Origin of the sequence: Brevibacillus nigriterrae, from assembly GCF_049846925.1 — a bacterium.
Lineage (GTDB): Bacteria > Bacillota > Bacilli > Brevibacillales > Brevibacillaceae > Brevibacillus_H.
In genome coordinates this window covers 23,205-49,767 of record NZ_JBNCMT010000011.1, presented here as the reverse complement: position 1 = coordinate 49,767, position 26,563 = coordinate 23,205, and the positions used below count along the sequence as shown (strand labels likewise).

General features: G+C 43.2%; 30 protein-coding genes and 1 riboswitch. Of the genes, 19 read left to right on the top strand and 11 right to left on the bottom strand.

The features are described 5' to 3' along the window. Positions 1-280 precede the first annotated feature (280 nt). On the bottom strand, positions 281-844 hold the full coding sequence (locus ACPW7N_RS10260) for a C40 family peptidase (RefSeq protein ID WP_425650977.1): 564 nt from the start codon (positions 842-844) through the stop codon (positions 281-283). Positions 845-849: 5 nt separating this feature from the next. Then, positions 850-987, bottom strand: a riboswitch (cyclic di-AMP (ydaO/yuaA leader). A 246-nt stretch (positions 988-1,233) separates the two neighbouring features. On the opposite strand from ACPW7N_RS10260, the gene ACPW7N_RS10255 reads away from it, so the two are divergent. The 7 genes from ACPW7N_RS10255 to prpE all read left to right on the top strand — a co-directional run bounded on the left by ACPW7N_RS10255 (position 1,234) and on the right by prpE (position 6,761). Continuing rightward, the gene (locus tag ACPW7N_RS10255) at positions 1,234-1,653 is read left to right on the top strand and encodes a LiaF transmembrane domain-containing protein (protein ID WP_425650975.1); all 420 of its coding nucleotides are present in this window, start codon (positions 1,234-1,236) and stop codon (positions 1,651-1,653) included. A gap of 54 nt (positions 1,654-1,707) precedes the next feature. Then, positions 1,708-2,424, top strand: a complete 717-nt coding sequence (locus ACPW7N_RS10250) for a PspA/IM30 family protein (RefSeq protein WP_425650974.1) — start codon at positions 1,708-1,710, stop codon at positions 2,422-2,424. Positions 2,425-2,465: 41 nt separating this feature from the next. Further along, entirely contained in the window at positions 2,466-3,053 is a 588-nt protein-coding gene (locus tag ACPW7N_RS10245; protein ID WP_425650973.1) for a class I SAM-dependent methyltransferase, read from the top strand. A 59-nt stretch (positions 3,054-3,112) separates the two neighbouring features. Then, entirely contained in the window at positions 3,113-4,033 is a 921-nt protein-coding gene (gene liaF, locus ACPW7N_RS10240; RefSeq protein ID WP_425650971.1) for a cell wall-active antibiotics response protein LiaF, read from the top strand. A 17-nt stretch (positions 4,034-4,050) separates the two neighbouring features. After that, a complete protein-coding gene (locus ACPW7N_RS10235; protein ID WP_425650970.1) occupies positions 4,051-5,178 on the top strand; it encodes a HAMP domain-containing sensor histidine kinase in 1,128 nt (375 codons plus the stop codon). Further along, entirely contained in the window at positions 5,171-5,803 is a 633-nt protein-coding gene (locus ACPW7N_RS10230; RefSeq protein ID WP_425650969.1) for a response regulator, read from the top strand. The genes ACPW7N_RS10235 and ACPW7N_RS10230 overlap by 8 nt, the downstream gene beginning before the upstream one ends. A gap of 130 nt (positions 5,804-5,933) precedes the next feature. Next, positions 5,934-6,761, top strand: coding sequence for a bis(5'-nucleosyl)-tetraphosphatase PrpE (prpE, locus tag ACPW7N_RS10225; RefSeq protein ID WP_425650968.1), 828 nt, complete (start codon positions 5,934-5,936; stop codon positions 6,759-6,761). Positions 6,762-6,818: 57 nt separating this feature from the next. On the opposite strand, the gene ACPW7N_RS10220 is transcribed toward prpE, so the two are convergent. Further along, positions 6,819-7,568: an N-acetylmuramoyl-L-alanine amidase gene (locus tag ACPW7N_RS10220; protein WP_425650967.1), complete on the bottom strand. Its 750-nt coding sequence runs from the start codon at positions 7,566-7,568 to the stop codon at positions 6,819-6,821. Positions 7,569-7,700: 132 nt separating this feature from the next. On the opposite strand from ACPW7N_RS10220, the gene ACPW7N_RS10215 reads away from it, so the two are divergent. The 3 genes from ACPW7N_RS10215 (at position 7,701) to ACPW7N_RS10205 (ending at position 8,420) form a co-directional block, all read left to right on the top strand. Beyond that, complete coding sequence (locus ACPW7N_RS10215) at positions 7,701-7,925, top strand: YneF family protein (protein ID WP_425650966.1); 225 nt, start codon at positions 7,701-7,703, stop codon at positions 7,923-7,925. 18 nt (positions 7,926-7,943) lie between these two features. After that, positions 7,944-8,129, top strand: a complete 186-nt coding sequence (locus tag ACPW7N_RS10210; RefSeq protein WP_425650965.1) for a hypothetical protein — start codon at positions 7,944-7,946, stop codon at positions 8,127-8,129. A gap of 168 nt (positions 8,130-8,297) precedes the next feature. Then, on the top strand, positions 8,298-8,420 hold the full coding sequence (locus tag ACPW7N_RS10205; protein WP_425650964.1) for a hypothetical protein: 123 nt from the start codon (positions 8,298-8,300) through the stop codon (positions 8,418-8,420). Between the two features lie 94 nt (positions 8,421-8,514). Here ACPW7N_RS10205 and ACPW7N_RS10200 read toward each other — a convergent pair whose 3' ends face one another. Next, on the bottom strand, positions 8,515-10,308 hold the full coding sequence (locus ACPW7N_RS10200; protein ID WP_425650962.1) for a YncE family protein: 1,794 nt from the start codon (positions 10,306-10,308) through the stop codon (positions 8,515-8,517). A gap of 223 nt (positions 10,309-10,531) precedes the next feature. Beyond that, positions 10,532-11,299, bottom strand: a complete 768-nt coding sequence (locus ACPW7N_RS10195) for a sulfite exporter TauE/SafE family protein (RefSeq protein WP_425650961.1) — start codon at positions 11,297-11,299, stop codon at positions 10,532-10,534. Between the two features lie 237 nt (positions 11,300-11,536). Here ACPW7N_RS10195 and ACPW7N_RS10190 point away from each other — a divergent pair, with 237 nt between their 5' ends. Beyond that, positions 11,537-12,145, top strand: a complete 609-nt coding sequence (locus tag ACPW7N_RS10190) for a superoxide dismutase (protein ID WP_425650960.1) — start codon at positions 11,537-11,539, stop codon at positions 12,143-12,145. A 275-nt stretch (positions 12,146-12,420) separates the two neighbouring features. On the opposite strand, the gene ACPW7N_RS10185 is transcribed toward ACPW7N_RS10190, so the two are convergent. Beyond that, complete coding sequence (locus ACPW7N_RS10185; RefSeq protein WP_425650959.1) at positions 12,421-13,716, bottom strand: helix-turn-helix domain-containing protein; 1,296 nt, start codon at positions 13,714-13,716, stop codon at positions 12,421-12,423. Between the two features lie 273 nt (positions 13,717-13,989). Between ACPW7N_RS10185 and ACPW7N_RS10180 the strand changes: the two genes are divergently transcribed. Further along, a complete protein-coding gene (locus ACPW7N_RS10180) occupies positions 13,990-14,937 on the top strand; it encodes a cation diffusion facilitator family transporter (protein ID WP_425650958.1) in 948 nt (315 codons plus the stop codon). Between the two features lie 7 nt (positions 14,938-14,944). Here the strand turns inward: ACPW7N_RS10180 and ACPW7N_RS10175 are convergent, their stop codons facing one another. Then, entirely contained in the window at positions 14,945-15,937 is a 993-nt protein-coding gene (locus tag ACPW7N_RS10175) for a metal-dependent hydrolase (RefSeq protein WP_425650956.1), read from the bottom strand. A gap of 191 nt (positions 15,938-16,128) precedes the next feature. On the opposite strand from ACPW7N_RS10175, the gene ACPW7N_RS10170 reads away from it, so the two are divergent. Together ACPW7N_RS10170 and mutY are read left to right on the top strand one after the other, a co-directional pair. After that, positions 16,129-16,428 (top strand): MFS transporter, encoded by a 300-nt coding sequence (locus ACPW7N_RS10170; RefSeq protein WP_425650955.1) that lies wholly within the window; start codon positions 16,129-16,131, stop codon positions 16,426-16,428. A gap of 11 nt (positions 16,429-16,439) precedes the next feature. Continuing rightward, entirely contained in the window at positions 16,440-17,537 is a 1,098-nt protein-coding gene (mutY, locus tag ACPW7N_RS10165) for an A/G-specific adenine glycosylase (RefSeq protein WP_425650954.1), read from the top strand. A 70-nt stretch (positions 17,538-17,607) separates the two neighbouring features. On the opposite strand, the gene ACPW7N_RS10160 is transcribed toward mutY, so the two are convergent. From ACPW7N_RS10160 to ACPW7N_RS10140, 5 genes are all read right to left on the bottom strand, one after another. After that, on the bottom strand, positions 17,608-19,260 hold the full coding sequence (locus ACPW7N_RS10160) for a DUF4179 domain-containing protein (RefSeq protein ID WP_425650953.1): 1,653 nt from the start codon (positions 19,258-19,260) through the stop codon (positions 17,608-17,610). Next, on the bottom strand, positions 19,257-19,817 hold the full coding sequence (locus tag ACPW7N_RS10155; protein ID WP_425650952.1) for an RNA polymerase sigma factor: 561 nt from the start codon (positions 19,815-19,817) through the stop codon (positions 19,257-19,259). The genes ACPW7N_RS10160 and ACPW7N_RS10155 overlap by 4 nt, the downstream gene beginning before the upstream one ends. Before the next feature lie 210 nt (positions 19,818-20,027). Continuing rightward, complete coding sequence (locus ACPW7N_RS10150) at positions 20,028-20,189, bottom strand: hypothetical protein (RefSeq protein WP_425650951.1); 162 nt, start codon at positions 20,187-20,189, stop codon at positions 20,028-20,030. 177 nt (positions 20,190-20,366) lie between these two features. Further along, a complete protein-coding gene (locus ACPW7N_RS10145) occupies positions 20,367-20,528 on the bottom strand; it encodes a hypothetical protein (protein ID WP_425650950.1) in 162 nt (53 codons plus the stop codon). Between the two features lie 401 nt (positions 20,529-20,929). Further along, positions 20,930-21,151, bottom strand: a complete 222-nt coding sequence (locus ACPW7N_RS10140) for a hypothetical protein (RefSeq protein WP_425650949.1) — start codon at positions 21,149-21,151, stop codon at positions 20,930-20,932. Positions 21,152-21,485: 334 nt separating this feature from the next. Here ACPW7N_RS10140 and fabL point away from each other — a divergent pair, with 334 nt between their 5' ends. The 5 genes from fabL (at position 21,486) to ACPW7N_RS10115 (ending at position 26,526) form a co-directional block, all read left to right on the top strand. Then, entirely contained in the window at positions 21,486-22,244 is a 759-nt protein-coding gene (gene fabL / locus ACPW7N_RS10135; RefSeq protein WP_425651075.1) for an enoyl-[acyl-carrier-protein] reductase FabL, read from the top strand. Between the two features lie 142 nt (positions 22,245-22,386). Continuing rightward, positions 22,387-22,800, top strand: a complete 414-nt coding sequence (locus ACPW7N_RS10130; protein ID WP_425650948.1) for a GNAT family N-acetyltransferase — start codon at positions 22,387-22,389, stop codon at positions 22,798-22,800. Between the two features lie 54 nt (positions 22,801-22,854). Next, the gene (locus tag ACPW7N_RS10125) at positions 22,855-23,391 is read left to right on the top strand and encodes a DUF402 domain-containing protein (RefSeq protein ID WP_425650947.1); all 537 of its coding nucleotides are present in this window, start codon (positions 22,855-22,857) and stop codon (positions 23,389-23,391) included. Between the two features lie 77 nt (positions 23,392-23,468). Further along, positions 23,469-25,256, top strand: coding sequence for an ABC transporter ATP-binding protein (locus ACPW7N_RS10120; protein ID WP_425650946.1), 1,788 nt, complete (start codon positions 23,469-23,471; stop codon positions 25,254-25,256). Positions 25,257-25,317: 61 nt separating this feature from the next. Beyond that, positions 25,318-26,526 (top strand): MFS transporter, encoded by a 1,209-nt coding sequence (locus tag ACPW7N_RS10115; RefSeq protein ID WP_425650945.1) that lies wholly within the window; start codon positions 25,318-25,320, stop codon positions 26,524-26,526. The last annotated feature ends 37 nt before the right edge of the window (positions 26,527-26,563 follow it).

Genomic DNA, 26,563 nt, shown 5'->3' with positions numbered 1-26,563 from the left:
TCCATTTTCACTCGCAGTTACCTGGAACCCTTCACTCTCGAGAATATCTTGTAGGAGTTCTAAGATCTCCTTTGTATCATCAACAATTAAAATATGTTCTTTCAATCAAAACTCCCCCATCTATCAAACTTCATATACACAATATAACATGGTTTGCAAGAAAACTGGCACGTAAATTCAATGGAAACAAATCATAACACCATCTCATGGGAGCAGGTACTAATCTCAATCAGAAAAAGTCAGAGGAATCATCCCCTGACTTCTAGTAGATACACATACCTTATTTCTTTACTGGTGTTACTGGTTTTTTCGTGTTTTCAGGAATCGATGCGGCTTGCACAGGCTTTTTCTTGCTTGTGTCGGCCAGCATTTGATTTGGATTTTGTTTTGGTGCCTCATCCAATGCCGGTACAGCGATTCGCTTCGCACCTACATATCTCTTTGCCCAGTAATATGGCTCGTTCATGCTTGTTTTCACGACGCCTTTACCAGATTCGGAGTGTACAAAGGTGTTGTTGCCGATGTAAATACCCACATGTGATACGCTGCGACCATTCGTCTTGAAGAAAACGAGGTCACCTGGCTTCAACTGGTCTTTGGCAACCGGTTTGCCAAGCGAATATTGTGCAGCGGAAGAATGGGGAATGGTTACACCAAGCTTCTTAAACACGTACTGTGTAAACCCGGAGCAGTCAAATCCTTTGGTGCTAGTACCTGATGCCTTGTAAGGCACCCCGTAAAGCCCCTTCACCGTTGAATGAAGCACGCCCTCATCTGCAAGAACAGAGCTTGTGCCCATCGTCAGTAGTCCAGCAAGAACAAACGCAAATAAAACCTTACGCAATGGAAGCTGCCCCTTTCGCAAGCCTACGAGGTTAGCTGATGGGTTCGGTTGAAAGGATTTCCCTAAGCCGTCAAATGACAGCTATTCACCCCAAAAGATTGGTTCCCCCGTTTCCAGATACTGGAATTCGGCTATATTCGAGTTTTTCTTACACAAAGGACAAGTATTCTACTAAAAGAAAGAATTTCCTCTAAAAAATATTAACGTTCATAAATTTGACACAATTCGGACGAATATTCTGTTAATTGAGTTACTGAACTTGCGCACGACCTCTCATCCGCCTCAAGACCGAGACAAAAACCAATCGTCCGTCCGTTATGCAGAAATGGGGATTGGACTAGAATAAAGCCATGAACGATCCGCACCATTACGAATTGGAGGGATGATGGATGGGGGAACGGTCGGGGAAAGTCATTCTCGGATTGTCCCTGCTTGTCGTCGGAGTACTTTTGCTTTTAGATCAACTCGGATTAGTGAGAAACGTTTTTCAAATTCTTATTCCGGGGCTCATCATGATATTCGGGGCAAAAAAAGTAATTTCCAACGAGAGCGCAGGCAAAAAAGGATTTGGAGTGTTCATTTTCCTGTTTGGCTTCTTGATGATGATCGGAAAGCTGCACTTGCTCTTTAGCAGCCTTCTGGCAATCGGTGTGATTTACATGGGATTCCGTTTATTGCGCCGTGGAACCAAACCAGCAGATGAGGTTCCAGGTTTTGCTGAAAGACATTGGGCACAAGCTGTACTCAGACAAGATGCATTAGATCGCTGGGAACGAGAATTGGAAGCAAAACAAAACGGTGCCCGCTAGCGGTCACATCCACTTTTATGAAAAATAAGGTAAAATATAAGGAGGAGTTTCATAATGGGTATCATCAAAAGACTGCGTGACTTAACGGTAGCTTCTGTTAATGAGGTAATGGATTCTTTGGAAGATCCTGCAGTAATGTTAAATCAGTATATGCGTGATTTGGAGACGGAGATTGGACGAGTGGAGGTAACAGTAGCTCGTCAAGTGGCACTTGAGAAAAAATTCCGCCAACAACTAGAGGAATCCAAGTCATTCGTGGAGAAACGTGACAGACAAGTGATGCTTGCTTTGCAAGAGGGTGAAGATGAGCTTGCCAGACGTGCGCTTCTCGATAAGAAGCAACATGAAGCACGTGTGAATGAATACGAACAAATGTATACATCTGCTCGCGATGCAGCACAACAAATGAGAGAGAAATTGGCTGAGCTCAAAGACGAGTTCTACAAAATGCGTGCAAAAAAATACAACCTGATGGCTCGTGCTGAAGTGGCACGTACACAGAAACATCTGAATGGTGTCATAACAGGCATGGGTTCCGAGAGTGCCAGCCGTGGTTTTGCCCGTATGGAGGATAAGGTATTGCGCATGGAAGCAGAGGCAGATTTGAGTGGTCACTGGAAAGCAGATCTTGACCGCTCCATGCAATCTTTGGTTAAAGATGAGATTGATGCCGAGTTGGCTGAACTGAAAGCATCTGTTCAGGGAAAACAGGAAATTGGTAAATCAGAACTGTCCAAAGAAGAAGGACAAAAAGAAGCGGTAACGAACTAAGACGGATACCATTGATATAGAGCAGCAGCCCGGGTCGGATCTTGGGCTGCTTTTCCCCTAAGGAGGTCATTTTCCTGTCTGATTTACTGCCATTTGTAAAAAGATTTGTCTCCAAGCCGACACAAGTAGGAAGCATCATTCCCAGTTCAAAGTATTTATGCCGCCATATGATGAGACAAATCCCTTGGGACAAGACACAGACAATTGTAGAACTTGGCCCCGGTACGGGTGTATTTACCAAAGAGATTTTGCGAAGAAAAGCGAGAAAGACTCGATTTTTTGTCGTGGAGCGAGATCCGACTTTTCAAAATATGTTGCGCAATCGTTTTCCAGGGCTTATGATTCGAAACGAAGCAGTACAACTACCGCTTTATATGAGGGAACTTGGCTTACAGCAGGTGGATGCAATTGTTTCTGGTTTGCCTTTTGCTGTCCTGCCTGATGAAAAGCGTGAACAAATTTTGGACCGAATTGTAGATTCTCTTGCCGATGACGGTGTTTTTGTCACGTTTCAATACTCACTGCAGCTAAAAGATGAGTTAGAAAAGCGATTCGAACGGGTGGAAATTACGTTTACGATGTTAAACTTGCCTCCCGCTTTTATATATACGTGTTATAAGCACAGATAGCTTTACTTCTAACGTGCTTTGACTTACTACTCAAAGCGTTCGGGATGAGGGGACTTCCTATGAAACTTTCACGATTGAACAAAATGATTGCTGGTATCATTGTTATTTTTCTCGGCATTGGGATGCTGTTGGACAATTTGAACATATTGGATTTTAATCCATTCATGCTCTTTCCCTTGCTGATCATTTTTTTTGGCATGAGACTGTACTCCAGGAATCGAAGAATTATTGGCGGACTTCTCAGCTTTTGGGGTGTCATTTTGACTCTTGATGTCTGGTTTAATGTGGATGTTGAGGAATCATTTGGTGTTATTGCGTCAATTGCGATTGTTTATATTGGTTTTCGCCTTGTCAGGTCCCGTAAAACGGATGATCCACTGAACACGCCAGAAAATCCCGTACCACCTTTTACAAACGAACAACCATCTGTCCACCCAACTGAACAAAAAACAACTACAACGGCGACAACAACAGGTGAAACATTTACTGCCTCAACACATACACCAACATCAACACCAACACCAACACCAACACCAACTTCTACGGCCCATACTGCAGGTTCTACTCCACAAATGAGGATTCAGACGCCGCCGCATCAGCGATCATCTGTCAAGGATTCTCGAAGCTCCTTGATCGGGGACTTTCACTTGACATCGGGGCGCTTTGAATTGAACAATTTGCATATTTGGCATGGCGTTGGGGATGTAGTCATTGATCTTTCCAGAGCTTTAATCCAAGAGGAAGAGTCATTCCTTATCATTAATGGATGGATAGGGAGTGTAACTATATACGTTCCAGTTGATTTGCCAGTTTCCATTGCGGCAGAGGTTACCATTGGCGATATGGAGATTTTTGGACATCGTCAGGGAGGTTTGAATCGCCACGTGGTAATGTCTGCAGAACAATATGATGTGGCACATCGCAAAGTAAAAATAATCGTTTCGCTGATTGTAGGCGATATCGATGTGAAGTACATCTAAGGGGGGTGTACACATCGATGCCAAATCGCGGGAAATTAACCAGTATTCAGTGGCAGTATGTAAAACAATGGTTTGCCCTTAGTGTAGGGACAATATTGCTGTTTTTCACCGGATTGTATATAGGCATTCATTATTTCGAAAACCATCCTGCAGCGGCAGAGTGGGTGTCAGCACAGTTGGAGATTCCAAATGTGATTCATATGAACTGGAAGCTTTTTATTGTTTGTCTGGTACTCGCTCTGTTGCTCGCAGCGATTGTCGGGATCATCAGTGGCTATATCGTTGGGAATTTACTCAAGAAGCGGATGAATGTCGTTCGAGATGCAGCGATGAATCTGGAGCGTGGAATGCTTTCTTATCGTGTACCAGAGCTGGGGTCAGATGAATTGGGGGAGATTGGCTGGCAACTAAACCGTCTGGCTGCCAAATGGGAGGAACAAGTAGTCTCCTTGCAACGCTTATCCAATCACAATCTGGAGTTGGCTGAGCAAGTAAGGTATGCGGCTGTCGTTGAGGAACGTCAACGGTTAGCTCGTGAGCTTCATGATGCCGTAAGCCAACAATTGTTTGCCATATCAATGACTACTGCCGCAATCAAACGATTGATTACCAAAAATCCGGAACGAGCGGCACAACAAATCGAGCTGGTCGAAGAAATGGCGGCAGGAGCACAGGCAGAGATGAGAGCGTTGCTCTTGCATCTACGACCTGCTACTTTGCAGGACAAGTCATTAAAAGAAGCAATCTGTGAGTTGTTGGATGAACTGACTCGGAAGCATCCCATCTCATTGACGTGGGAAATTGAAGATATCCCGAATGTATCCAGTGCGATCGAGGATCATCTGTTCCGTATTTTGCAGGAGTCCTTGTCCAACACACTTCGCCATGCACGTGCTTCTACCATTTCCGTGAAGCTGTTTCCCTTGCAGGACCAGGTAAGAATGCGGATCGCTGACGATGGTATCGGGTTTGATACGGAAGGTGAAAAAATGACTTCGTACGGTCTTGTCTCTATCCGTGAACGAATCAATGAACTAGGTGGAGCGTTAGATATTTATTCTGCGATTGGCAAAGGAACACAGATTGAAGTTCGAATTCCTATCATGTCTGTACGGACAGTAGAGGAGGCAACAGGCGATGATTAGAGTCATGTTGGTAGATGATCATGAAATGGTGAGAATGGGCTTGGCCGCATACCTTTCGACCGAAGATGATATCGAAGTAGTGGGGGAAGCTTCCAGTGGGGAAGAAGGCGTGAAACTTGCCAAAGAATTGGCACCAGATGTCATTTTGATGGATCTGGTCATGGAGGGCATTGGCGGGATTGAAGCGACTCGTCGTGTTCGAGAAATTTGCCCTACTTGTAAAGTGATCGTGCTGACCAGTTTTATTGACGATGAGAAGGTGTATCCTGTTATTGAAGCGGGCGCGTTTAGTTATTTGCTCAAAACCTCTCGAGCACCGGAGATCGCCAAAGCGATTCGCTCTGCCGCTGCAGGTGAACCAGTACTGGAATCACGGGTGGCTGGAAAAATCATGGCAAGGTTCCGCGGCGGTCAGGCACCGGTTGCCCATGAGCAGTTAACACCTCGTGAGCTGGAAGTCCTTCGCTTGCTTGGGAAGGGAAAATCGAATCAGGAGATCGCTGATGATTTGATCATCGGAATTAAAACGGTAAAAACCCACGTCAGCAATATCCTGTCAAAATTAAATGTAGAGGATCGGACGCAGGCAGCAATTTACGTACATACACACAATTTAATTGAATAGAATGCGGCAATTACTCATCCATTAGTAAGTGGGTGGGTTTTTTTATTGGGGTTCGGGCCGCATCTTCTGTTAAAAATCGGAAAGTATAATCATAACAGAAGGAGAAATCACAGCCAAAGGAGGGAAGAAGATGTACCAAATGCCTGCAAAACGCTCCAATCAATTTCGGGCGGATCATGGCGCAGACCTCATAGGGGACGTTCACGGCTGCTACGATGAATTCGTTCAGTTAATTGAGTTGCTCGGCTATCGACAAAACGGTCGAGACGGGTTATACAAGCACCCGGAAGGAAGAAAACTGCTGTCTTTGGGTGACATTACAAGCAGAGGGCCGTTTTCGATCAAAATGTTGCAGTTTTTCATTTCTCATATCCAGGCAGGATTAGCTGAAATGGTCGACAGCAACCATGGATGGAAAATTGCTCGATGGCTGGATGGACGAAGAGTAACATTGGCGCATGGTGATGAGAAGGTAGAAGAAGAGTTCAACAGGTATGAAAAAGAATATGGCACAAAGAGAGCGGTTGAATTAAAAGAAAAGAGCAGGGTATTATTACTCGGTTCACCCTCTCATATGCAAATCTTGCGGCATGGCAAACTGGAAGCAGTTGCTGTGCATGCAGGAATTCGTGATGACTACATCGGCAGAGACTCTTCCAGTATCCAGTCTTTCTGCCGATATGGTGATGTAGCTGGAACAGGGGCAGATGGCAGGCCGATTCGCAAGGACTGGACGCTTGATAAAAAATCAACGGTCACGATTATTTGGGGACACGATCCCCGTCCTGAACCGGAAAGGAAGAACGGTGCAGTCAACATTGATCAGGGGTGTGTATTTGGTGGTCAATTGACGGCCTATCGCTTTCCAGAGGGTGAATGTGTAGGTGTAGAGGCAAAAGAAAATTACTCCAGACTGGAAGACACGCCGCTTACCCGATATGCCCAAAAGCGGCCATGACTGAAAAAGCAAGGTCTGCCAAGAGATGTCTGGCAGACCCATCATGATGTTTTGAAATTAGCCTCGAAGCTTCTCGTATAATCTTCGCAGCAATAGTGCCTCTGCCCAGAGGGGGAGTGGCTGATCAAGCTGAGACCGCCACTCTTCGCTTGTGAGCAAGTCCTGTTCGTACAACCAATTCACCGCCTCCAGTTTCCAGGACTCAGGTGTAGGAGTTGTTGGAGTGCCAGTGCCAGGAACTGTTGTCTCGGGCGGTTGGTAAGGATGGTTGATTACCTCGCAGAATCCACGCACAACCGCTTCAGCGAGGTTTTTCCAATCGGACAATAGTTTTTGCGTATCGGCGTTATTGTCCGCGAATCCATATTCCAATATGACAGTCTCCACCTTACCTGTTTCTCGGTGCATGAAGTAATAGTCTTGACTGGGGTTTTCAGGGAGTGTACGTGTGTAAACCCGTCGAGAGGGCATTCCTGCAGCTTCCAGATCTTCGAGCAGAACCCGGGGAAGCTGTGATGTTGCATAGATGGAGTAAATTGCTTCTGCCCCTCTACCGCCACCAGAGTTGATGTGATTGGATAGACAATAGGTTGCTCCACTATTGCGAACAATAGCCGCTCGATCTTCACTGGTTAGCGTAATATCAGTTTGCCTCGTCATCGCAACGGAAACTTTTAACTCCTGGAAGCGGCGCTGTTGATAAAGCGAAATTTGCAGTGTCATCTCTTTTTCTTTGAAGTACTGATTGCTGCCTCCACCAGGATCGATACCGCCATGGCCCGGGTCAATCAAAAGGATAGGAGCCAAGTATTATCACCTCCACATTTATTAAGTATATGCAGAGCGGATTCAATTGGACCAGTAAAAGGGTCATAGACACGACATTTGGTTGTGGTAAAATGAACAGAGAGACGATCACGTAAAGGATGGTAATGAAAGATGTGGCAATGGATTATTCCGATTCTCACGCTAATTGTAGGCCTTGTTGGAGGTTTTGCGTTAGGAACGTTCTATTTAAAGAAACAAATGAGCAATATGCAAATGGATGAAAAACAATTACAAACAATGGCTCGTTCCATGGGGATGAACCTGAACCAAAAACAATTAAAACAAATGAGCCGCAATATGAAAAATATGAAGATGCCAAACAAGTTTGGTAAATAGCGTATTGGAGGCAAGGGAATGACACCTACTCGTTTACGTTATACCATGCTTGGTTTTATCATAGGTGTTCTCGTTACTTGGATGGAAAAACTGCCAATTGAGCAGGGCTTGCGATTTGCGGCCCCCTTCTATCTGGCAGGAATCGGCCTTTTGATAGACGGAGTCATCCTGCGATTGAAGCAACGTAAAGGTGATCAAGAGTAGTAATCGAATAATAGGAAGAGAGTAGTCCTGATTTGAAAAAGTCAGGACTTTTTTCTTATTCCCAATTCTACATTTTGTTAGTAAATTTGTAACATATGGAAATATTTTCATATAGTAATATATTAGTAGGTTCAGTACTTATTAGTAGAAAGTGGAGGAGGAATCGTTATGCTTCTGTTACATACTGATCCTTCAGGTACAGCAGCATGGTTGATCATCATTCTTCTTTCGGTAATCATTACGCTGATTTTGTCTGCAATCGTCCGAAAAAAAGAAGACAATAAATTTTAAAACGCATTCGTTTCGAAAGAACGAATGCGTTTTTTTTCTTCTGTTTGGTCAGAGAATCTGGCAATTATGGTCACAGCTTTCTCATCCCCTTTATTCATTTCTGCGTTTTTCGAAGAGATTGAATAGAGTCATACCTATGAATGGTTTTATCTTTCTCCGAATACAGGAAGATAGCACCGTCATTATTAAGATGAATGTCTCGTACTTCAAAGGGAAGTTCAAATGATTTGGTATAGGAATCTTTGTCAAAAACAGTCTTTGTTGAAAAGGCATAGTCTTCATTAACAAAGATTATTTCCTCGTCATATGTTCCCTTAGTAATATTTAAATTATATTTATCCAATCTATTTTTTCTAAAAAACAAATCATCTCCATTTATCACTACCCGTCCAGAGCCATCTACTACTTCTTCTATCTTTCCTGATATTGGATTAATGACGTACATATTAAAATCATCAACAAGGTATAAAGTACCAAAACGTTTATCTGCTACGAGATATTGCGTAGAATGAAATGTTGTTTCTGACGCTCTTATGCTTCGCTCAATAATAAAGAGGTAAGAATATAAGTACTCCCAATTCTCATCTCCAATAGTGGAAAAATAGTGATCAAAGACAACTAGCTTGTTTGGAATTTGCTTTACTTCCAATAATTCAACTTTATTCTTATTTTGCAGGTTAACTTTGGCAACTTTAGTGCCTCCATTCAACGCGATAAAAAGTGTGTTTTGAAAATACTCTATATCGGATGGTCTTGAACCAATAATCAACTCATCAATTACTGTTAACTTTCTACTATCAATAAATAAAAGCTTATTTGTATTAATTTGAATAGCATAAATGACATCACGTTTATCATCGTAGGCCCAGTCAGTTATTCCTTCACCAAACGAAATCTTGTTCTTCCCTTTTTTGTATTGAGTTTTTGGAATAGATTCTTTTAATGGTACTTTCACCAAATGCTCTTCAGAAGGATCGTATAAAATGATATTTTTTGAATCGTCCATTACTACTTTAATATCGACGTTTCCATTAGAGATAATTTCTTTGTCTACTGGCAAGTCCATTAAACGGATGAATGTATCCCGATCATAAACAGAAGTTTTGGAAAACACATATCTGTCTTTGGCATAAATAATAAATTCAGCAAAAGATCCTTCTATGCTTGATAAATCGCAGCTATTTAACCTACTCCCAGCATAGTAGACACTGTTTCCATCAAAAAGTACTTTTCTAAGCGGATAAGGAAATCCATAACCCTCGTTATATGTAGTTTTATGCAAAAAAGTATAATTTTTAGTACTGATCGCTGAAACATTGCCGCCTGAAATTCCGGATTCTCCAGCATAAAGGATATGATTTTTGGTATCGATTGCAATATCAGGGTTTCCAACACGATGTTTTAATTTTTTTTCCTTGGAGGAGCTAATATTGTAAACAAATATACTACCATCATCCGAATCGTTACTAGAAGAAATATAAAATAAATATTCACCGTCTATTGCAAGTTCCAATGGTTTTTGAGATGTGGTCAAGGCTTTTTCTTTGGCTTGTCTTTCTACATCAACAACTGCTACAGCGGTGCTTCCGGACAATGCGATGTAAAGTTTGTTTTTATCCAGTACTATATCTGACGGGTTAGCACCTATAGTAAACTGTTTTTCTATTTTTAAACTGCTTACACTTATAAACAACAGTTGATTGTTCTCTTTTGAAATAGCATAGAGGTATCCCCTTTCTTCATCGAGGACCCACTCCGATATTTCTTGATCTATCTTTTCACTAAGCGTTGTTTTCTTCTTGGCTTCCGCATGTTGATCAAAAGGAAAGAATACGATCGACCCACCAACAAGAATAAAACAAACAAATAGTATCAAAAATTTTTTCAATTGGTTACACCCACCTTTAAGATAATAGTAATAATAAGAAAATATTTGCCATAGGAATTATACCAATTATTGGCACACCGAAATAGTAATGAAATCACTCTGATAACAAATAACCTCTCTTTGTCACAAATTAATAATAAAAAATCCCCTCCGAGAATTGTGTTGTACTCATCGATTAGTCGATGGGCCATTCACATTCCTACACAGAGGGGTATAGCATTACTTACTTAAATATAATTTCATACGCCATTTTTCCCATCAAAGAGATGGAAACAAGCAAGAAGAGTGGGCGAACATAGCGAGCCCCTGTCTTGATTGCCATCCGAGAACCCAACGTTGCACCTACCAGCATGGCAACACCCATCGTAAGCCCAGTAACCAGCACGACTTGCCCTTGATAGAGGAAAACACCGAGAGCCGCAATATTGCTAGCCAGATTCAGAATCCGACCATTCCCGGCGGCTATCACGAAATCATACCCGAAGGCAAGCACCATCATAAAAACAAAAAAGGAGCCAGTACCTGGTCCGAAGAAACCGTCATAAAAACCGATCAGGAATGTAAGAGGGATTCCCCATTTTAATGATTTTCCTGTAATGCCCTTGAAGTTTGAATCCTGACCAAAATTTTTATTCAGTAAGGTATAAACAAAGATAACGCCGAGCATCACCATAACCAGTACTCGAAGTGCTTCTTCAGGGATGAAAAGTACTGTTTTGGCGCCAAAAAATGCGCCGATAAAAGAAATTGGGAAAAGATAATACATTAATTTTTTATCGAACTTTCCCATTCGTATGAATGTAACTGAACTCGTTGCCGATGAGATCGTTCCAGCAAGCTTGTTTGTGCCCAATGCAAGGTAGGGCGGCATACCGAGTCCCAATAAAGCCGGCAAAGAGATTAACCCTCCACCTCCCACAACACTGTCAATAAAGGCTGCGATAAATCCAAATACGGCGAGTAACAATATCGTTGTGAGATCCAATTCCACTCCATATCACCTGTTTCTGTTTTCTTATACACCTCAGTCTAACACGGGTAACTTTCTTTTCAAGATGTATAGTCAAACAATAGTTCGGTCCATAATAAAATTGTTTGTAGAAGAACTCTTTGATTGTCGAACCATGTTGATATTTATAAACTTTCAAAACAAAAATATTGCATTACTCGTTTCAAACGTTATATAATGGATTTGAAAATGTTACCATACATATGAGGAGGAATTATGATGGCACATCAATTACCACCACTTTCTTATGCTTTCGATGCGCTTGAACCACATATTGATGCACAAACAATGGAGATTCACCATGATCGTCACCATGCGACTTATGTAAATAACCTCAATGCTGCTCTGGAGAGCCACGCTGACCTTCAATCCAAATCGATCGAAGAGTTAATCAGCAACATCGATGCACTTCCAGAAGGTATCCGCACGGCTGTTCGTAACAATGGCGGCGGACATGCAAACCACACCTTGTTCTGGGAAATTCTCGCACCAAATGCTGGTGGAGCACCTACTGGAGCTCTTGCTGATGCAATCAATGCGGCATTCGGAAGCTTTGATAACTTCAAAGCAGAATTTGCTAAAGCGGCAACTACACGCTTTGGTTCCGGTTGGGCATGGCTGATCGTTGATGGTGGCAAAGTGGCTATCACGTCAACTCCAAACCAAGACAGCCCATTGATGGAAGGCAAAACTCCAATCCTTGGACTTGATGTTTGGGAGCATGCATACTACCTCAAATATCAAAACAAACGCCCTGACTACATCGGTGCTTTCTGGAACGTTGTAAACTGGGATGCAGTAAGCCAAAAATTCGAAGCAGCACGCTAATTATATGAAAAAGGAAGCTCTTTGATGAGCTTCCTAATTGAAAAAAACGAGCCTTAGAAGTGATTCTAATGGCTCGTTTTTTCTTTTGTTGATTTAGTTGATTTGCTTTTGTTTAAAGATCATTAATGCCCAGGATTATCATGAAATGCCTTTATCTCAATCTGAATAAAGGGTTTTCCCTGATCATTTTGTGTATTAGCATTATGTACAGTGAAGAGAGAAAAGGAGAAAATCATTGAAAATGTTGTGATACTCATAATAAATTTCTTCATCATCTATCCCTCACTTTGTTCTTTTATAAGAGTATTATATACTTCCTTAAATTTCCTTAAAAGCTCTAAATTTATCGTTTTTTCAAATAAACAATGATAGGTATAAATATCGTCTGTGCATTGTGTAATATTTTTATGATCACTTATTTTACCGTAATGTAAAATGCTATTGAGAAAGGCTGCCATTCCTTCGTTGAAACATCCGCTCTTAACTAAAAATGTCCCTTTGTACCGATAATACCTACCGAGTTCAGCAAACTGGTATGGATCGTTGTACTGGACTAATATTTTGTTCTCTTCCGAATCCAAAATCTTTCTTATTGAATCAAGATCGTTGATAATAAATAATGCCTCTAATAACATATTGACTCGGTGTAAACGATTGCTGTCTGTTATTTCTGTCAAACATTCCCGTAGCAAAGGAATAGCTTCATGGTAGTTTCCTGTTCTGGAAAGTATAATTGCCCGGAAATACTTAATTCGTTCGATTATGAAGCTGTATTTAAGCTTTTCATACAAGGCAAGGTGTTCTTCCAAGGTTTCGTATTTACCTAAAAACGAGTAAGAGTTACAAATCGCCAGAGCAACCCGTTCTTTTAGTTCATTGCTCGTGATGTCCTCGGCATGTCCTAATTTTCCAAATTCAATGCATTCATCATACTTTTTAATGTTATGAGCATGTAGTGCCATTCTGTAATACAATATGATTTTTTCTTCATGAGCCAAGAAATCTGTGTAGTGCAGAATCTCTTTGCCAACCTGAAAGGACTCCTCCAGCCGCTTTAAGTCGCATCTGTCAATCAAATACTTTTGCAGCAAGCCTTTTGCTATGTACTTTGGTATGCCATGTTCTCTCGCATATTTTACGATGATCTTGTACAGTAATAGTTTGATTTCGGTATTGGTGACGGTTCCAGCAAGAGTGAACAGCCGTTCTAGTGCTATATCCGTGTAGGCGTGGGGTGATTCTAGAAACTTCAGAGCAACCTTTGAAACCAACGATGTATTGCAGAATCCAATTGCTTCAACAACAAGATCAAACAATGCTTCTACTCGTTGTTCTACCTGGATGTAATGTTCGACAATCATTTCATAAGGAATATCCAGCACTTCTGCTATTGCTCTAACTGTTCGCAATTCAGGATGTCTGGTATCTCCGCCTTCAAGCTTGGAAATTACACTTTTGCTTAAGCCAGACAATTTTGCTAGTTGTGAAAGTGATATGTTCGCTTGAATTCTATGCTTTCTGATGACATCCCCAATGGTTGTATATAGAAGTACGTTTGAATCGACCGCCATAAACCTCACCTTTCAACCAATGTCACCTCTTTCAAATATTTTTTATTCTACCATTTTTGTTTATTTTTGTAAAATTATTATTATTTAGTTCACGAAAATAATAAAAATTGTAAAATCATGTTGAGTCCAGTTTTTCCTCGGTGCAACACTGTTTCCCATCCTCTGTTTTCCTGCCTTTTCGCAAAAACGTTTCTCTAGACTAACACAGGTCTTGTTTCTTATCATGTTAATGATTTGAATCATTGTGTCGTCGAGAGAAAGGCGGAGAGCTAGTTGGCTGATTTCCACCTACAGGAAAAAGAGCGGATTGAAAAAGGGCAAAAGGGGCTTTATTTGAGTATTGTTGTTTATGTTCTACTGTCGATTATTAAAATCGGTACAGGGCTATACACGAGCTCGCAAGCCTTGATGGCGGATGGCTGGAATAATACATCGGATGTGTTTTCGTCACTCGCTATACTTACTGGATTGATTATTTCCAAAAAACCGGCAGACCATGATCACCGCTATGGTCATTACCGTGCACAGACTGCTGCCGCATTGATTGCAGCATTGTTGATGGCAATTGTTGGCATTAATGTATTTCGAGAAACGATCCTTTCATTTATGGAGCAAGACAGCATACAAGCAGTTGATCCAATAGCCATGTATGTGGCTGGAAGCAGTGCCGTTCTGATGTATTTCGTCTATCTCTATAACCTGTCGCTAGCCAGAAAAACGAAAAATCTGGCAGTACTCGCTGCCGCTTACGATAATCGCTCAGATGCTATGGTAAGTGCAGGGGCACTGATTGGTATCCTTCTTACTCAGTTTGGTTTGGGGTGGGCAGACCCGATTGTTGCCCTCGTCGTGGGGGGGATGATTCTCAAAACAGCCTGGGATGTAGGTTATGAGGCAATACATTCCTTAATGGATGGTTTTGACGTACAGAAGTTGGAAGAGATTGAGCAGCGGATCAATCGGGTGGAAGGCATACGGGAAGTGCTTGAAATACGCGCTCGCTATCATGGGAGTGCCGTACATGTGGATGCGACCATCGGTGTTGACCACGACTTGACTGTCGCTGAGAGTCACTGGCTGACAGAAAGGGTAGAAGAGAAACTAATTGGGTATGAAGGCATTGAACGGGTTTATGTGCATGTGGAGCCAGTCGGGCAGTTCTCCGCTCTGAAAGAGAAAAAAGAGAGCGCAACCAAGCGCCCTCCCACTGTATCTTCATAAAAGGTATTTAATTCAACTGGATCTCCTTCTGAGGGTCCATTTTTTTTGCGAGCTGTTCTTCGCCTCGATGGATCCAGCCGACGAAGGAATCTCTGATATTTTTGGATTGATCGAGATAGACAACGGCTACGAACATATAGTGACCGTGCTTGGAACGGTAGCGCAAGTCAAACCATCTTACTTCATATCCGAAATCATGTTCCTTTACTTCGACGTGAGCAAAGCTGGTGAACGACAAGTACGCTTGAACCTTGAAGTTTTTTTTGGCGATAGCGATACATTCATTTTCCGGTTTTCTGGTGAAGGTATCGAGCAGGATCGGCTCTGTTCCGTTAACCTCGCCGACGTACCAGTGCGTATCGTTTTTGATAATCAGAGACCATTGGTTCCAAAAGAAAGTGGGGATGAGCGTGTAGGTGCCTTTAATGGACAGGGTCTGGCGTACAGTTTGCAAAAGCTGCTTGCGGCTGCGATAACGAATCATGTAGTAAACAGCAATCAGGAGATAGATCGACAAGAAGAGTGAGCCTGGTTCATATCCTGCCGACCACAGGAGAAAACCGATCAGATGAATACCGAAGATGAATGGGTCGAAAATGAAGATCGTGTTAAGCGCAATCCATTTTTTGGTGAAAGGAGAGAGACCTTGCGTCCCGTACGCATTAAATAAATCGACGAAAACATGGAGAAAAACAGCCAGGAAAATCCAACCCAACAGGTGTAACCAAGCGGTTTGGGGCAGCAACAATTGGATAAATCCAAAAATACCAAGAGTCCAGAGGAATATGGCAGGGATCGAATGGGACATTCCTCGATGATTGCGAACGTACGCAGCACTTCCAAACAAACGGGTGAAGCCGTCCAAATCGGGTGCCTGAGACCCGACGACAGTACCGATCAACACAGCTTCGGCTAATCCGGGATGGGCTGCTACTGCAGGGTCGAGATGAGCAAGAGCTGCCAATCCGAATCCCATGGCAAAGTGTGTGGCTGTATCCATTGTGAGCGAATCTCTCCTTTCCAAGGATGCAAAGTGCAGGTGGAAATCAAATCCGTGCGGCAGTCAGTTGAAATTGCAAACGATCTTTGATTACATTACTTATTATAACGATTCTCCCCAATGATTTCCCTGATACAAAATAATTTATCGCTTTTTTTCACAATTCATCAAGTTGAAGGGATGATTCATTAGTGATTACGATATTCGTTGAATACAAAATTGATGAAATGAATAGAGAAATTTTTCTTAGCCAGCAGTCGGAGTGGAAACAAAATGCCATCAGACATGGTGGTAAGAACTACTCGCTATTAGAAGGTGTTGATCAACCAAATTTGTTCGTTGAAACATTTGAGGTAAGTCATCTACAAGAGTACCAATCGTTCAAAGCAGACAGAAAGAGTTGGGAAGATTTCACCTCGCTAGTTGCAGGAGGCTCGGAAAAAGCGCATGTATGGGCTTTTTCTTCTGTAAATTCCGATGTAAAGGGGTAATCAAATACAACATGAGTACGAAACAAAACACCTATGCTTTGCCGGATGAATTTCATGTTTTCGGTTTTCACCAGGATCTGCTAGGCTGGTATGACTCACAAAAACGTGACCTTCCGTGGAGGATCAACCAGGACCCCTATCGAATATGGGTTTCCGAAATCATGCTGCAGCAGACAAGAGTAGAGACAGTGAAGCCGTTTTACCATAATTTCATGGATAAATTCCCGACTATACAGGCCTTGGCTGAAGCACCAGAAGATGAAGTGCTCAAAGCATGGGAGGGCCTTGGCTATTACTCACGGGCAAGAAATTTGCAAGCAGCAGCACGTGAGGTGCAAGCGAGTTATGGGGGGATTGTTCCGGATACACGAGATGAGATCTTGAAGCTGAAAGGCGTGGGGTCATATACAGCAGGAGCAATCCTAAGCATAGCATATGAAAAATCAGAGCCTGCGGTTGATGGAAATGTCATGCGAGTATTTTCCAGGTTGCTCTATATGACAGACGACATCGGGAAAGCGTCGTCCAAGGCAAAGTTTGAAGAACTGGTCAGGCAGGTAATTCCTGCAGGACGAGCAGGTGACTTCAATCAGGCCCTGATGGAACTGGGTGCACTGATCTGTCTCCCGCGCAATCCACAATGCTTGACCTGTCCAGTGTTCGATTACTGTCTGGCAAGAAAAGAAGGAGTGCAAGATGAGTTACCAGTCAAAGGAAAAGCTAAGCCGCCAAAAGCTGTCCATTTGTTAGTGACGATTGTAGCCAGGGGAGACGAGTATTTGATAAACAAACGCCCGGAGCAGGGATTGCTGGCAGGGCTATGGGAGTTTCCGATGGTGAACGAAGATTTTGAATCGGATGACGAAGAGACCATTCAAGCTGATCTGCTCAAGCGATTTGGTGTGCGGATTGGATCCATCGAGGCAGTCACTTCGATTCAACATACGTTTTCCCACTTGCAATGGAACCTCGATGTGTATCGTGCAGACGTTTTATCAGGGGAAATAAGCTCTGAGACAGCCCTGTTTGTTCCTGCTGATCAGTTGGATAATTTCACTTTTTCGGTAGCTCACAGCAAGATTCGCAGCAGTTTGTTGGCGAGAGAATAGGCAAAATATATGATGAGGGCAGCCCCATAGAAGGGGTAGCCCTCATCGTATTTTCCTGTGAAATTTTTTGTTAACGCTCCTGCGGAATCGGTACTCTCCAATTTAGTTGATCGTATCTCTTCCAGTAGGTTTTCAAGGCCAGCTTCATCGGGCCGCTTACATCTTTTAGCTCAGGTACGATGATCGTTAGCTTCATGTGTGTGTCATCCACCATGATTGTCTTTTCGTAATCAAGCTTGGTCTCGAACCGATTTCCTTGGGTATCATATAAATTCCACCCTTGGGCCCATCCATCTTCACCTTTAGGCAAAACTACTTCCATATCAATGGCCCATGCCGACTTCTGGGTGTCAGGATCAATTCCTTTGCGAATTTTTTTAAGGGTATAGCTCCTGTTCAATTCGGGGTACTCCTTGTTAATCGGTCCTTTTTCCAGTTGCTCAGGATGGATGTCGATAGCGAATGTAGACTCTTCCTGCACCATTACTGCATCGAGGATAAACGTTAGTTGTTCGGAATCAGGACCTGGTACATAGGCAGCAATCCATGGTAATCTTCCTTTATTATCCAGTTGGTTTAATGCTCTAAAATAGATTGAACGTTCTGTACGAACAGGATCTTCACCCATATCGTATTGTCCTTCCTGAGCGATAACCTCACCCTCCTGATTGACAATCCGAAAGGAAAATACCACACTTTCCAGCCAGAATAGCACCTCTTTACTGGTTTTTCCCGTTAATCGCTGAGCCATCTGGCGAACTCGCTCTTTTTCCAGCTCTGTTCGGTCTGTAGCGATATCGAGACGAGCTGCGCTCGGTGTATAAGTTACTTTACTCAACTCAAATTTGACTCCACCCGGTGCCTCAAACGTGGCACCAATTTGCTCCATTTTGCTTGCCGCCAGGTTTTTCTTCAGGTTGATCGGAATATCCAGTTGCCATTCGACGGGAATCGGCTCTTTTGATCCAAACGAGTGAATGTCAAAGTGAATGATTACATCTTCTGGTGGATTATGATAAGTAAACGTGTAGTCTGCGTAATCGTCTCCTCTGTTGAATAAGCCTCTCGGATAAAGTACCTTACCATCCTTGTCTCTGAGACTAATCTCATTTCCCCCAAAGTCAGGAATGTATAGATCAGGCAATATCTTGCCGTTTGCATCCTCCAATACATAGGAAACTACCAGTCGATTCTCATCAGCTACGATATCCCGGACGCGGAATGTGACCCCATTAGATGACGTAGCCTGATTGACGGGAATAGAGTATCCTTGTTCTGCCGCTCGTTTTAACCCTTCCTCGCCCCCGATACGACTAATAAATGAAGAGATGTAGGCAGCAAATGTAGGGGAGATATAGTACCCCGACACGACGGCAATAGAGAGCACCAGAATAAGAGAAGCGGTTATTTGGCGCAGGTGTGAACTGCGGAAACGATTTCTGCTTCGCTTGGAAGAGAGTTCAGCTAGCTTCACCTCGGGTTGTGGAAGTGGGACAGGTTGAAAAGGGGTAAGCTGTTTGACCAGGTGTTCGGCAAAATCGTCGGGTAATGCAGGCTTATTCAACACTCGTTTCAGCGTATCTGTCTCTTCTTCTAACATACTCAGGACCTCACTGCAGCGCCCACATGACAATAAATGTGTCTCAATCTCCATTCGTTGCCCTTGGGAGACTTCATCTTCCAAATAAGCAAATAAAAGCTGTCGGCATACATTACATTTCATTTTGCCACCCTCCTTTCCAAAGCTGACTGGTAACATTCTCTCAGTTTGACCCGTGCACGGAAGAGACGTACTTGCACGGTATTGGCAGGTAGATGAAGAATGTCACCGATTTCTTGACAGCTCAGCTCGTGGATATACCGCAATAACAGCACAATACGGTACGATTCCGGCAATTCAGAAATGAGATGTTGAAGTTCGTTTTCACTTTCTTTTTTTAAATAGATCATTTCCGGGCTGCATTCATCGGCAATCACTGTTTCATCGACGTTTGATTGCAGGTGATCATTGATTCGTTTGTTTTTACGCCCAGCATCTATACACAGGTTGATCGCAATGCGACAGACCCATGTAGAAAAAGCCTGCTCCTGATTATAACTGTACAAATAATTGTAAGCTTTGATAAAGCATTCCTGCGTCAAGTCCTCTGCGTCCTCTTGTCGTTTTACCATCCGAAACATCAAGGCAAATACTTTATTCTTATACTTGTTGATGATATGTGTATACGATTGGACGTCACCTTGCAGCACTTGATTGATCCACTCAATATCTTCTTCCACCTAAGTTACCCCCCGCTTTCTCCCATTCATCTTTCTCAATTTCTTATACCTGTTTTCGGGAGAGCACATTACACATATACCAAATTTGTTTAATTTTGTAATGGGTTTTCTGGAATATAGGGGGGCTGTGACCATGAAATCACACAAAAATGTAGGGCTGCCCCTCCGTCTGCGACAGACAGTGGGACAGCCCTTGATATCTATAAAATACTATATACGAGTGCAATAGCTTGGGAAGCTGTACAGCTCAGCTTCGTGTTTATGCTTTAGTTCACGCAATGTGTTTTTATAGTGGATGGAAGCAAGCTCTGCTTCTGCAGATTTCTTTTTCCGCTCGATAATAATGGTAAAAAAGATTAATGAGATATGCATTTGAAATTACCCCCTAAAAATTTGATCGGAGTAGTCAGGTGCTATCTAGCGCCTTTACCCCCACTGCTTTCATCATTTGACGACGTTGTCGTTTACTCATTTCACATTCCTCCTTCTAGATTTTGATAGAGCCATATGGCTGTTGAATACCCGATTGCTTGTCGGCGAATTCGATAATTAAACGCGGCTGACGAAGTCTGGATACTGTGCTGCATCCATGAAGTATGCTTCTTCACGCTTGCGAAACAGTTCAGCCTGTTTGATTTTAGCCACTTGCTCTTCTGCACTAGAAGATGAGCGCTCAATCTTGACAGTAAAGAAAACGAAATTGAATACCACAAAAATCATTCCTTTCATTTGTTCAAAAATATAGAAAAGACCGCGGGAGTAAGAGTATCTTTTCCTACGGTCTTTGTCTGCGAATAAAAGTGGAATAAAAAAACCCGTAAGTTGTAAGCAACCTACGAGTTCTCATTCGAAATGTAAAGGTGAAGATGAGAAACTACCGCCCATTAAGTGAATGGAGGTTGCTATGCCTTATGAAATTTTTGATTGTCAAATCAAGAGGTAGTGCGACAGGTTGTGTAGCCAAAACAATCATTCTCATCATTAGGGTAACCTCCTTTCAAAAAGTGTGATGGTAAATCTCGTAGGTATAGAATATGGCAAAAATTACATGAAGTAAAGGGGAAAAATGGAATTTGCGAATTAAAAGTTTTTTCAGAAAACTGCAATCGATTTCAATCGTATACGGGTGCCGAGGAATGATCCCATGCGCCTTTATCGCCCAAGGGGCCCCTTGACTCCAGTTCATGAATGATTTTGGAATGGAGCGATACCCCTTCTGAGTTGAGATAAGCAGCCAATTCTGACATGGCATGATGAAAGTAGAGAAGCTCGTTTAACTCCCACTTTGGCAATTGAGTCATGGTTAACTCCTGGAAATCTCGTCCTATGTACATATGTTCTCTCCTTTCCAATCAATCAGGATACGTTTGTATTATGGTCAGGTAAGGGAAGAAACATGCAACATACACCAATCTGGCGATCAATCACAAAAGCATGTATAATAAGTGGAGTGAAATTAGTACCAGCTAATAATAGCTGTCTATAAGAGGAAGTTCAAAAAGTCCGGGAAACATAGCGTTCGAATTTCTGCGTTGCGTCGCCCCTCCGCTGCTCACGTAGACTCACCTACGTTCCGCTGCTCGGGTCTTCCGCGCCTTGAACTTCGAGGCTCTGTTTGTCCTCCTTTTTGAACAAGTTCTATAAAGAGCAGGTGGGAGGACATAAATGATGAATAAACAGGCAAAAGTTGCTCTTGTGACAGGTGGTTCCAGAGGGATTGGCAAAGCGATTGCTCACAAATTAGCGGATCAAGGATATAATCTCGTTATCAATTATCTACGGAACAAATCTGCTGCACAGGAAGCAAAAGAGGAATTGGAAGCTAAGGGTGTAGAAGTCCAGCTTGTCAAAGCTAATGTGGGTGATGTAGCAAAAATTAAAGAAATGTTCCAGGAAATCGACAATCATTTTGGTAGACTGGATATACTTGTAAATAATGCTGCATCTGGCGTGCTTCGTCCTTTGATGGAATTGGAGGAAAGCCATTGGGATTGGACGATGGAAATCAACAGTAAAGCGCTCCTGTTCTGTGCCCAGGAGGCTGCCAAGCTGATGATGAAGTCTGGAGATGGAGGTAAAATTGTCAGTATCTCCAGTCTTGGTTCTATTCGAGTGCTCGAAAATTACACGGCGGTTGGTGTGTCGAAAGCAGCTTTGGAAGCTCTCACCCGATATCTGGCAGTCGAACTTGCCCCACATAACATAGTCGTGAATGCTGTTTCTGGTGGGGCAGTGGACACCGATGCGCTGAAACACTTCCCTAACCGTGAAGAAATCTTGCAGGGAGCAGCAGAGCGAACACCAGCAGGACGAATTGTCGGAACAGAAGATTTGGCAAATGCGGCCATGTTTATGCTCTCTGATCAAGCCTATATGATTCGCGGGCAAACGTTGATTGTAGATGGTGGAATCTCCATCTTGCTATAGTTGAAATGGATGGCGTTACCATACTTTCTACAAATAAATGTTAATTAAATCAGAGATTTCTGGTGCAGACAAAAGACAAACTGATACGGGTAGTGGTAGAATAGAAAAAGAAGCGCTTGTATGTGATCGAAGGAGGCATATTATGCTTATTCGTACGTTTCGCCTCGGTGACTATGCTGCGATTACCCGTATCTGGCAGGAGACTTTGCTGGAGCAGACCGAGATGGAGTCGATGGATGCCCTGGCAAGACAGCTTGCATGGGATAGCGAACTAGTAATGGTTGCGGAACTGGACGGGAATGTGGTTGGGGTTGTCGTTGGAACGATTGATGGAACCCGTGCCTATTTTTATCGTTTGGCCGTTGATCCTACCCAACAGGGATTTGGAATTGGTCGCAAGCTTGTGGAAGCATTGGAGAATCGTTTCCGTCAGCGTGGCGTCAGTAACGTCATCATTATGGTAAACCAGGATAATCAAAAGGTACTGCCTTTTTATCATTCTCTTGGCTACGAATTACAAAAATATGTTACACTTTCCAAAAAGCTCTCTTCGTAATAGACGATCACCTCATCCAATTAGTATATACAGAAGAGAAGAAAGGAGAGAGTCATGTCGTCTGCACCAGGAAGTATAATTCGAATCGAAAGTTATAAACATGACCAGTCTTTGCACCGTTCGTGGGACAAGACCACACTGATCCACAGCAGTGATGCCGTTGTAATTGGCGGCAATGATCGGGTTCGGGTGACGGAAGCGGATGGACGTGAGTGGCGGACAAGAGAACCTGCGATTTGCACGTTCGGTCGTGGACAATGGTTTAATACGATCGCAATGATCCGTGATGATGGTATTTATTATTACTGTAACATCGGTTCACCGTTCTCCATGAAAGGGAACCTGCTCAGCTACATCGATTATGATTTGGATGTAAAGGTATTTCCGGATATGTCATACATAATTTTAGATGAAGAAGAGTTTGCCCTGCACAGCAAACTGATGAATTATCCACCCGCAGTCCAGGAACGTGTTCAGAAAGCATTGAAAGAGGTATTGGAGTGGATTCATGCCAAAAGAGGACCATTCCAAAACGGCTTCGTACAGCGCTGGTATGAGCGATATCAGATCTTACGTGTTGATGAAGAGTAGATCCCTCTCCCCGGCAATTTTGGGAGGGGGGTTTATTCTTACTTGTCCATTTTTCTTACTAAATGGAGGGATTTTGCATGAATAGTGTCAGACGCTATTTATCATTCGTCAAACCCTATTCTGGCAGGATTATCCTGACGATCTGTATCGGTATTATCAAGTTTGGCATTCCACTCTTGATACCTCTGCTGATAAAATATGTCATCGATGATTTGTTGCCAGGCAACATGCCGCTAGGCGAAAAGCTGACTCAACTCTTCTGGCTCATGGGGGCAGCCATCATCATTTTCACAGTTGTGCGTGCACCTGTGGAGTATTTCCGGCAGTACTATGCTCAGTGGGTATCTAGCCGTATCCTGTACGATATACGCAATCAGTTGTTTGCCCATGTACAGCGATTGTCCATGCGGTACTACAACAATCATAAAGTAGGCGAGGTTATCTCTCGCGTCATTAATGACGTAGAGTCAACCAAAAGCTTTGTCGATACAGGTTTGATGAATATCTGGATTGATCTCATCACTGTTTCCATAACCATCGGGATCATGCTTTTCATGGATATAGAATTAACACTGATTTCACTGCTTATTTTCCCTCTGTATGCATTCTCGGTTAAGTTCTTTTATAAGCGGTTGCGCCAGTTGACCAAGGATCGTTCCCAAGCTTTGGCTCAATTGCAAGGACATCTGCATGAGCGGATCAATGGAATTCCTGTCATTCGCAGCTTTGCGATAGAAGATTACGAGGAAAAACAATTTGCCAAGCAAAATGAGCACTTTTTGCAAAAGGCATTGAAGCATACAAGCTGGAATGCCAACACATTTGCCGTAGTCAACACAATTACAGACGTAGCGCCGTTGATGGTGATCGGATATGCCGGATATCAGGTCATTCTCGGCAACCTTTCTATCGGGACACTCATCGCATTCTATGCGTATCTGGATAAGCTGTATACCCCCCTCCGTCGAATCGTCAACTCATCGACGACCCTGACGCAAGCGACTGCTTCTATGGAGCGAATGTTTGAGTTTATGGATGAAGAGTATGACATCATGGATCGGCCGAATGCCATCGAGCTGCCGATTCAGCCTGAGACAAAAAGAGTCAGGGGACGAATTGAATTCGACAACGTTTCCTTTCGCTATCGCAGGGAGGGAGAGCTGATTTTAAAAGAGATCAACCTCACCATTGAGCCGGGTGAAACCGTAGCTTTGGTCGGTATGTCTGGAGGCGGGAAGTCTTCCTTAATCAGTCTGTTGCCCCGCTTTTGGGACGTAACCGAGGGTAGTATACGGATTGACGGAATCGATGTCAGAGACGTAAAGCAGATGAACCTGAGAAGTCACATCGGGATCGTGATGCAGGATAACATATTGTTCAGCGAATCAGCAAAAGTGAACATTCTCATGGGGGATCCACAAGCATCTGATGAGCAAGTGTTTTTGGCCGCCCAAGCTGCCAATGCCCATGATTTTATCACTCAACTGCCAGAAGGGTACGACACGGAGTTGGGTGAGAGAGGCGTCAAGCTCTCAGGCGGACAGAAACAACGGATCGCTATTGCCCGCGTATTCCTGAAAGATCCGGGAATTCTTATTCTAGATGAGGCAACATCAGCGCTTGATTTGGAGTCAGAGCATATGATTCAGGAGTCTTTAGCCAAGCTGGCAAAAGGAAGGACGACAATCATCGTAGCACATCGATTGTCTACCATTACGCACGTTGACAAAATTGTCGTGATGAAAGAAGGACAAATTGTAGAGATGGGCAAACATGAGGAATTGTTGGAGCAAAAGGGAGTATATCATTCGCTTTGGAGCGTACAGGATTTTGTCTCAGCAGAGGATGAAAGCTGTTATTTGTAAAGCTGCCTGACCATTTGGCGGCTTTTTGGCTTTACCCTTAGCTGAAGAAAGGGGTCCGATGATGGAAATCTGGCAACGAAATTTATATGTCTTATGTGCATGTCTTTTTCTTGTAATGGTCGGGATGAGTATGGTCATGCCTTTTCTACCGCTGTTCATTCAACATGAGTTGGGTATTCACGATCCAAAGCAGGCAACTGCATGGGCAGGGATTATTTTCGGTGCCAATTTTTTAACGGCAGCGCTTGTGTCGCCGATCTGGGGGAATCTGGCAGACAAGTACGGTCGCAAAATTATGATTCTTCGCTCAGGATATTTCATGTCGATTATTATTGCACTGACTGGATTTTCAGGGAGTGTATGGCAGTTATTAGGATTGCGACTGCTAAATGGTACAGTAGGAGGAATAATTCCTGCGAGCACTGCATTAATTGCATCGATGGCCCCACAAGAAAAAGCAGGCTGGGCTCAGGGGATGTTGCAGTCTTGCGGTATCGCTGGAACAATTATGGGCCCGTTGTTTGGAGGTTTGTTAGCAGAAGCTGTTGGGTTTCGCTATGTTTTTATCATTACGGGATGTTTGCTTCTTACTGCTACAATCGTTGTAACGTTTACGGTAAAAGAGGAATTCACGCCACCGACAGCCAAAGAACGCAGTAGCATACGTGAAGATTTCAAAATGATTTTTTCTACACAGCCACTACCTGCTGTTTTTTTTACAACGATCATGATTCAATTCGCCTTGCTCAGCATTAACCCGGTGCTTCCCATTTACGTCCAAAGCTTGATCGGTGCGAAGGAGGGGGTTGCTTTTTTCGCCGGCCTGGTGACGGCAGCGATGGGGCTGGCTAATGTAATTGCTTCTCCACAATTGGGAAAACTGGGTGATCATTTCGGTTCACAAAAGGTATTGTTATGCTGTATATTTATTGCTGCACTAGTTATTATTCCGCAATCATTCGTACAGTCGGTCTGGCAATTAGTTGGTTTGCGCTTTCTGCAAGGGCTTTGTATTGGTGGACTGCTTCCATCCATCAATGCGATTTTGCGAAAGGTAACCCCCAGTGAGATGACGAGCAGAGTGTATGGTTATAACAACAGCTTTGTGTCGATCGGGAGTATGCTGGGACCCGTGACGGGAGGAATCGTAGCAAGCTGGATTGGACTTCGAAGTGTGTTTTGGCTGACGAGCAGCTTGCTTTTGGTGGCTGGTCTGTGGGTGTGGTACAGTCTTCCCAAAATGAACGAAATCATAGAGACAGATAATTAGAGAGAGAAGAGCTTTGGATAGATAAGGAGAGGTCTTC

What these genes read in the sequence shown, in the direction of transcription:
- ACPW7N_RS10255 (WP_425650975.1), top strand. Translation starts at nt 1,234, where the DNA reads ATGGGGGAACGGTCGGGGAAAGTCATTCTCGGATTGTCCCTGCTTGTC.
- ACPW7N_RS10250 (WP_425650974.1), top strand. Translation starts at nt 1,708, where the DNA reads ATGGGTATCATCAAAAGACTGCGTGACTTAACGGTAGCTTCTGTTAAT.
- liaF (WP_425650971.1), top strand. Translation starts at nt 3,113, where the DNA reads ATGAAACTTTCACGATTGAACAAAATGATTGCTGGTATCATTGTTATT.
- ACPW7N_RS10235 (WP_425650970.1), top strand. Translation starts at nt 4,051, where the DNA reads ATGCCAAATCGCGGGAAATTAACCAGTATTCAGTGGCAGTATGTAAAA.
- ACPW7N_RS10230 (WP_425650969.1), top strand. Translation starts at nt 5,171, where the DNA reads ATGATTAGAGTCATGTTGGTAGATGATCATGAAATGGTGAGAATGGGC.
- prpE (WP_425650968.1), top strand. Translation starts at nt 5,934, where the DNA reads ATGTACCAAATGCCTGCAAAACGCTCCAATCAATTTCGGGCGGATCAT.
- ACPW7N_RS10215 (WP_425650966.1), top strand. Translation starts at nt 7,701, where the DNA reads ATGTGGCAATGGATTATTCCGATTCTCACGCTAATTGTAGGCCTTGTT.
- ACPW7N_RS10210 (WP_425650965.1), top strand. Translation starts at nt 7,944, where the DNA reads ATGACACCTACTCGTTTACGTTATACCATGCTTGGTTTTATCATAGGT.
- ACPW7N_RS10205 (WP_425650964.1), top strand. Translation starts at nt 8,298, where the DNA reads ATGCTTCTGTTACATACTGATCCTTCAGGTACAGCAGCATGGTTGATC.
- ACPW7N_RS10190 (WP_425650960.1), top strand. Translation starts at nt 11,537, where the DNA reads ATGGCACATCAATTACCACCACTTTCTTATGCTTTCGATGCGCTTGAA.
- ACPW7N_RS10185 (WP_425650959.1), bottom strand. Translation starts at nt 13,716, where the DNA reads ATGGCGGTCGATTCAAACGTACTTCTATATACAACCATTGGGGATGTC.
- ACPW7N_RS10175 (WP_425650956.1), bottom strand. Translation starts at nt 15,937, where the DNA reads ATGGATACAGCCACACACTTTGCCATGGGATTCGGATTGGCAGCTCTT.
- mutY (WP_425650954.1), top strand. Translation starts at nt 16,440, where the DNA reads ATGAGTACGAAACAAAACACCTATGCTTTGCCGGATGAATTTCATGTT.
- ACPW7N_RS10160 (WP_425650953.1), bottom strand. Translation starts at nt 19,260, where the DNA reads ATGAAATGTAATGTATGCCGACAGCTTTTATTTGCTTATTTGGAAGAT.
- ACPW7N_RS10150 (WP_425650951.1), bottom strand. Translation starts at nt 20,189, where the DNA reads ATGCATATCTCATTAATCTTTTTTACCATTATTATCGAGCGGAAAAAG.
- ACPW7N_RS10140 (WP_425650949.1), bottom strand. Translation starts at nt 21,151, where the DNA reads ATGTACATAGGACGAGATTTCCAGGAGTTAACCATGACTCAATTGCCA.
- fabL (WP_425651075.1), top strand. Translation starts at nt 21,486, where the DNA reads ATGAATAAACAGGCAAAAGTTGCTCTTGTGACAGGTGGTTCCAGAGGG.
- ACPW7N_RS10130 (WP_425650948.1), top strand. Translation starts at nt 22,387, where the DNA reads ATGCTTATTCGTACGTTTCGCCTCGGTGACTATGCTGCGATTACCCGT.
- ACPW7N_RS10125 (WP_425650947.1), top strand. Translation starts at nt 22,855, where the DNA reads ATGTCGTCTGCACCAGGAAGTATAATTCGAATCGAAAGTTATAAACAT.
- ACPW7N_RS10120 (WP_425650946.1), top strand. Translation starts at nt 23,469, where the DNA reads ATGAATAGTGTCAGACGCTATTTATCATTCGTCAAACCCTATTCTGGC.
- ACPW7N_RS10115 (WP_425650945.1), top strand. Translation starts at nt 25,318, where the DNA reads ATGGAAATCTGGCAACGAAATTTATATGTCTTATGTGCATGTCTTTTT.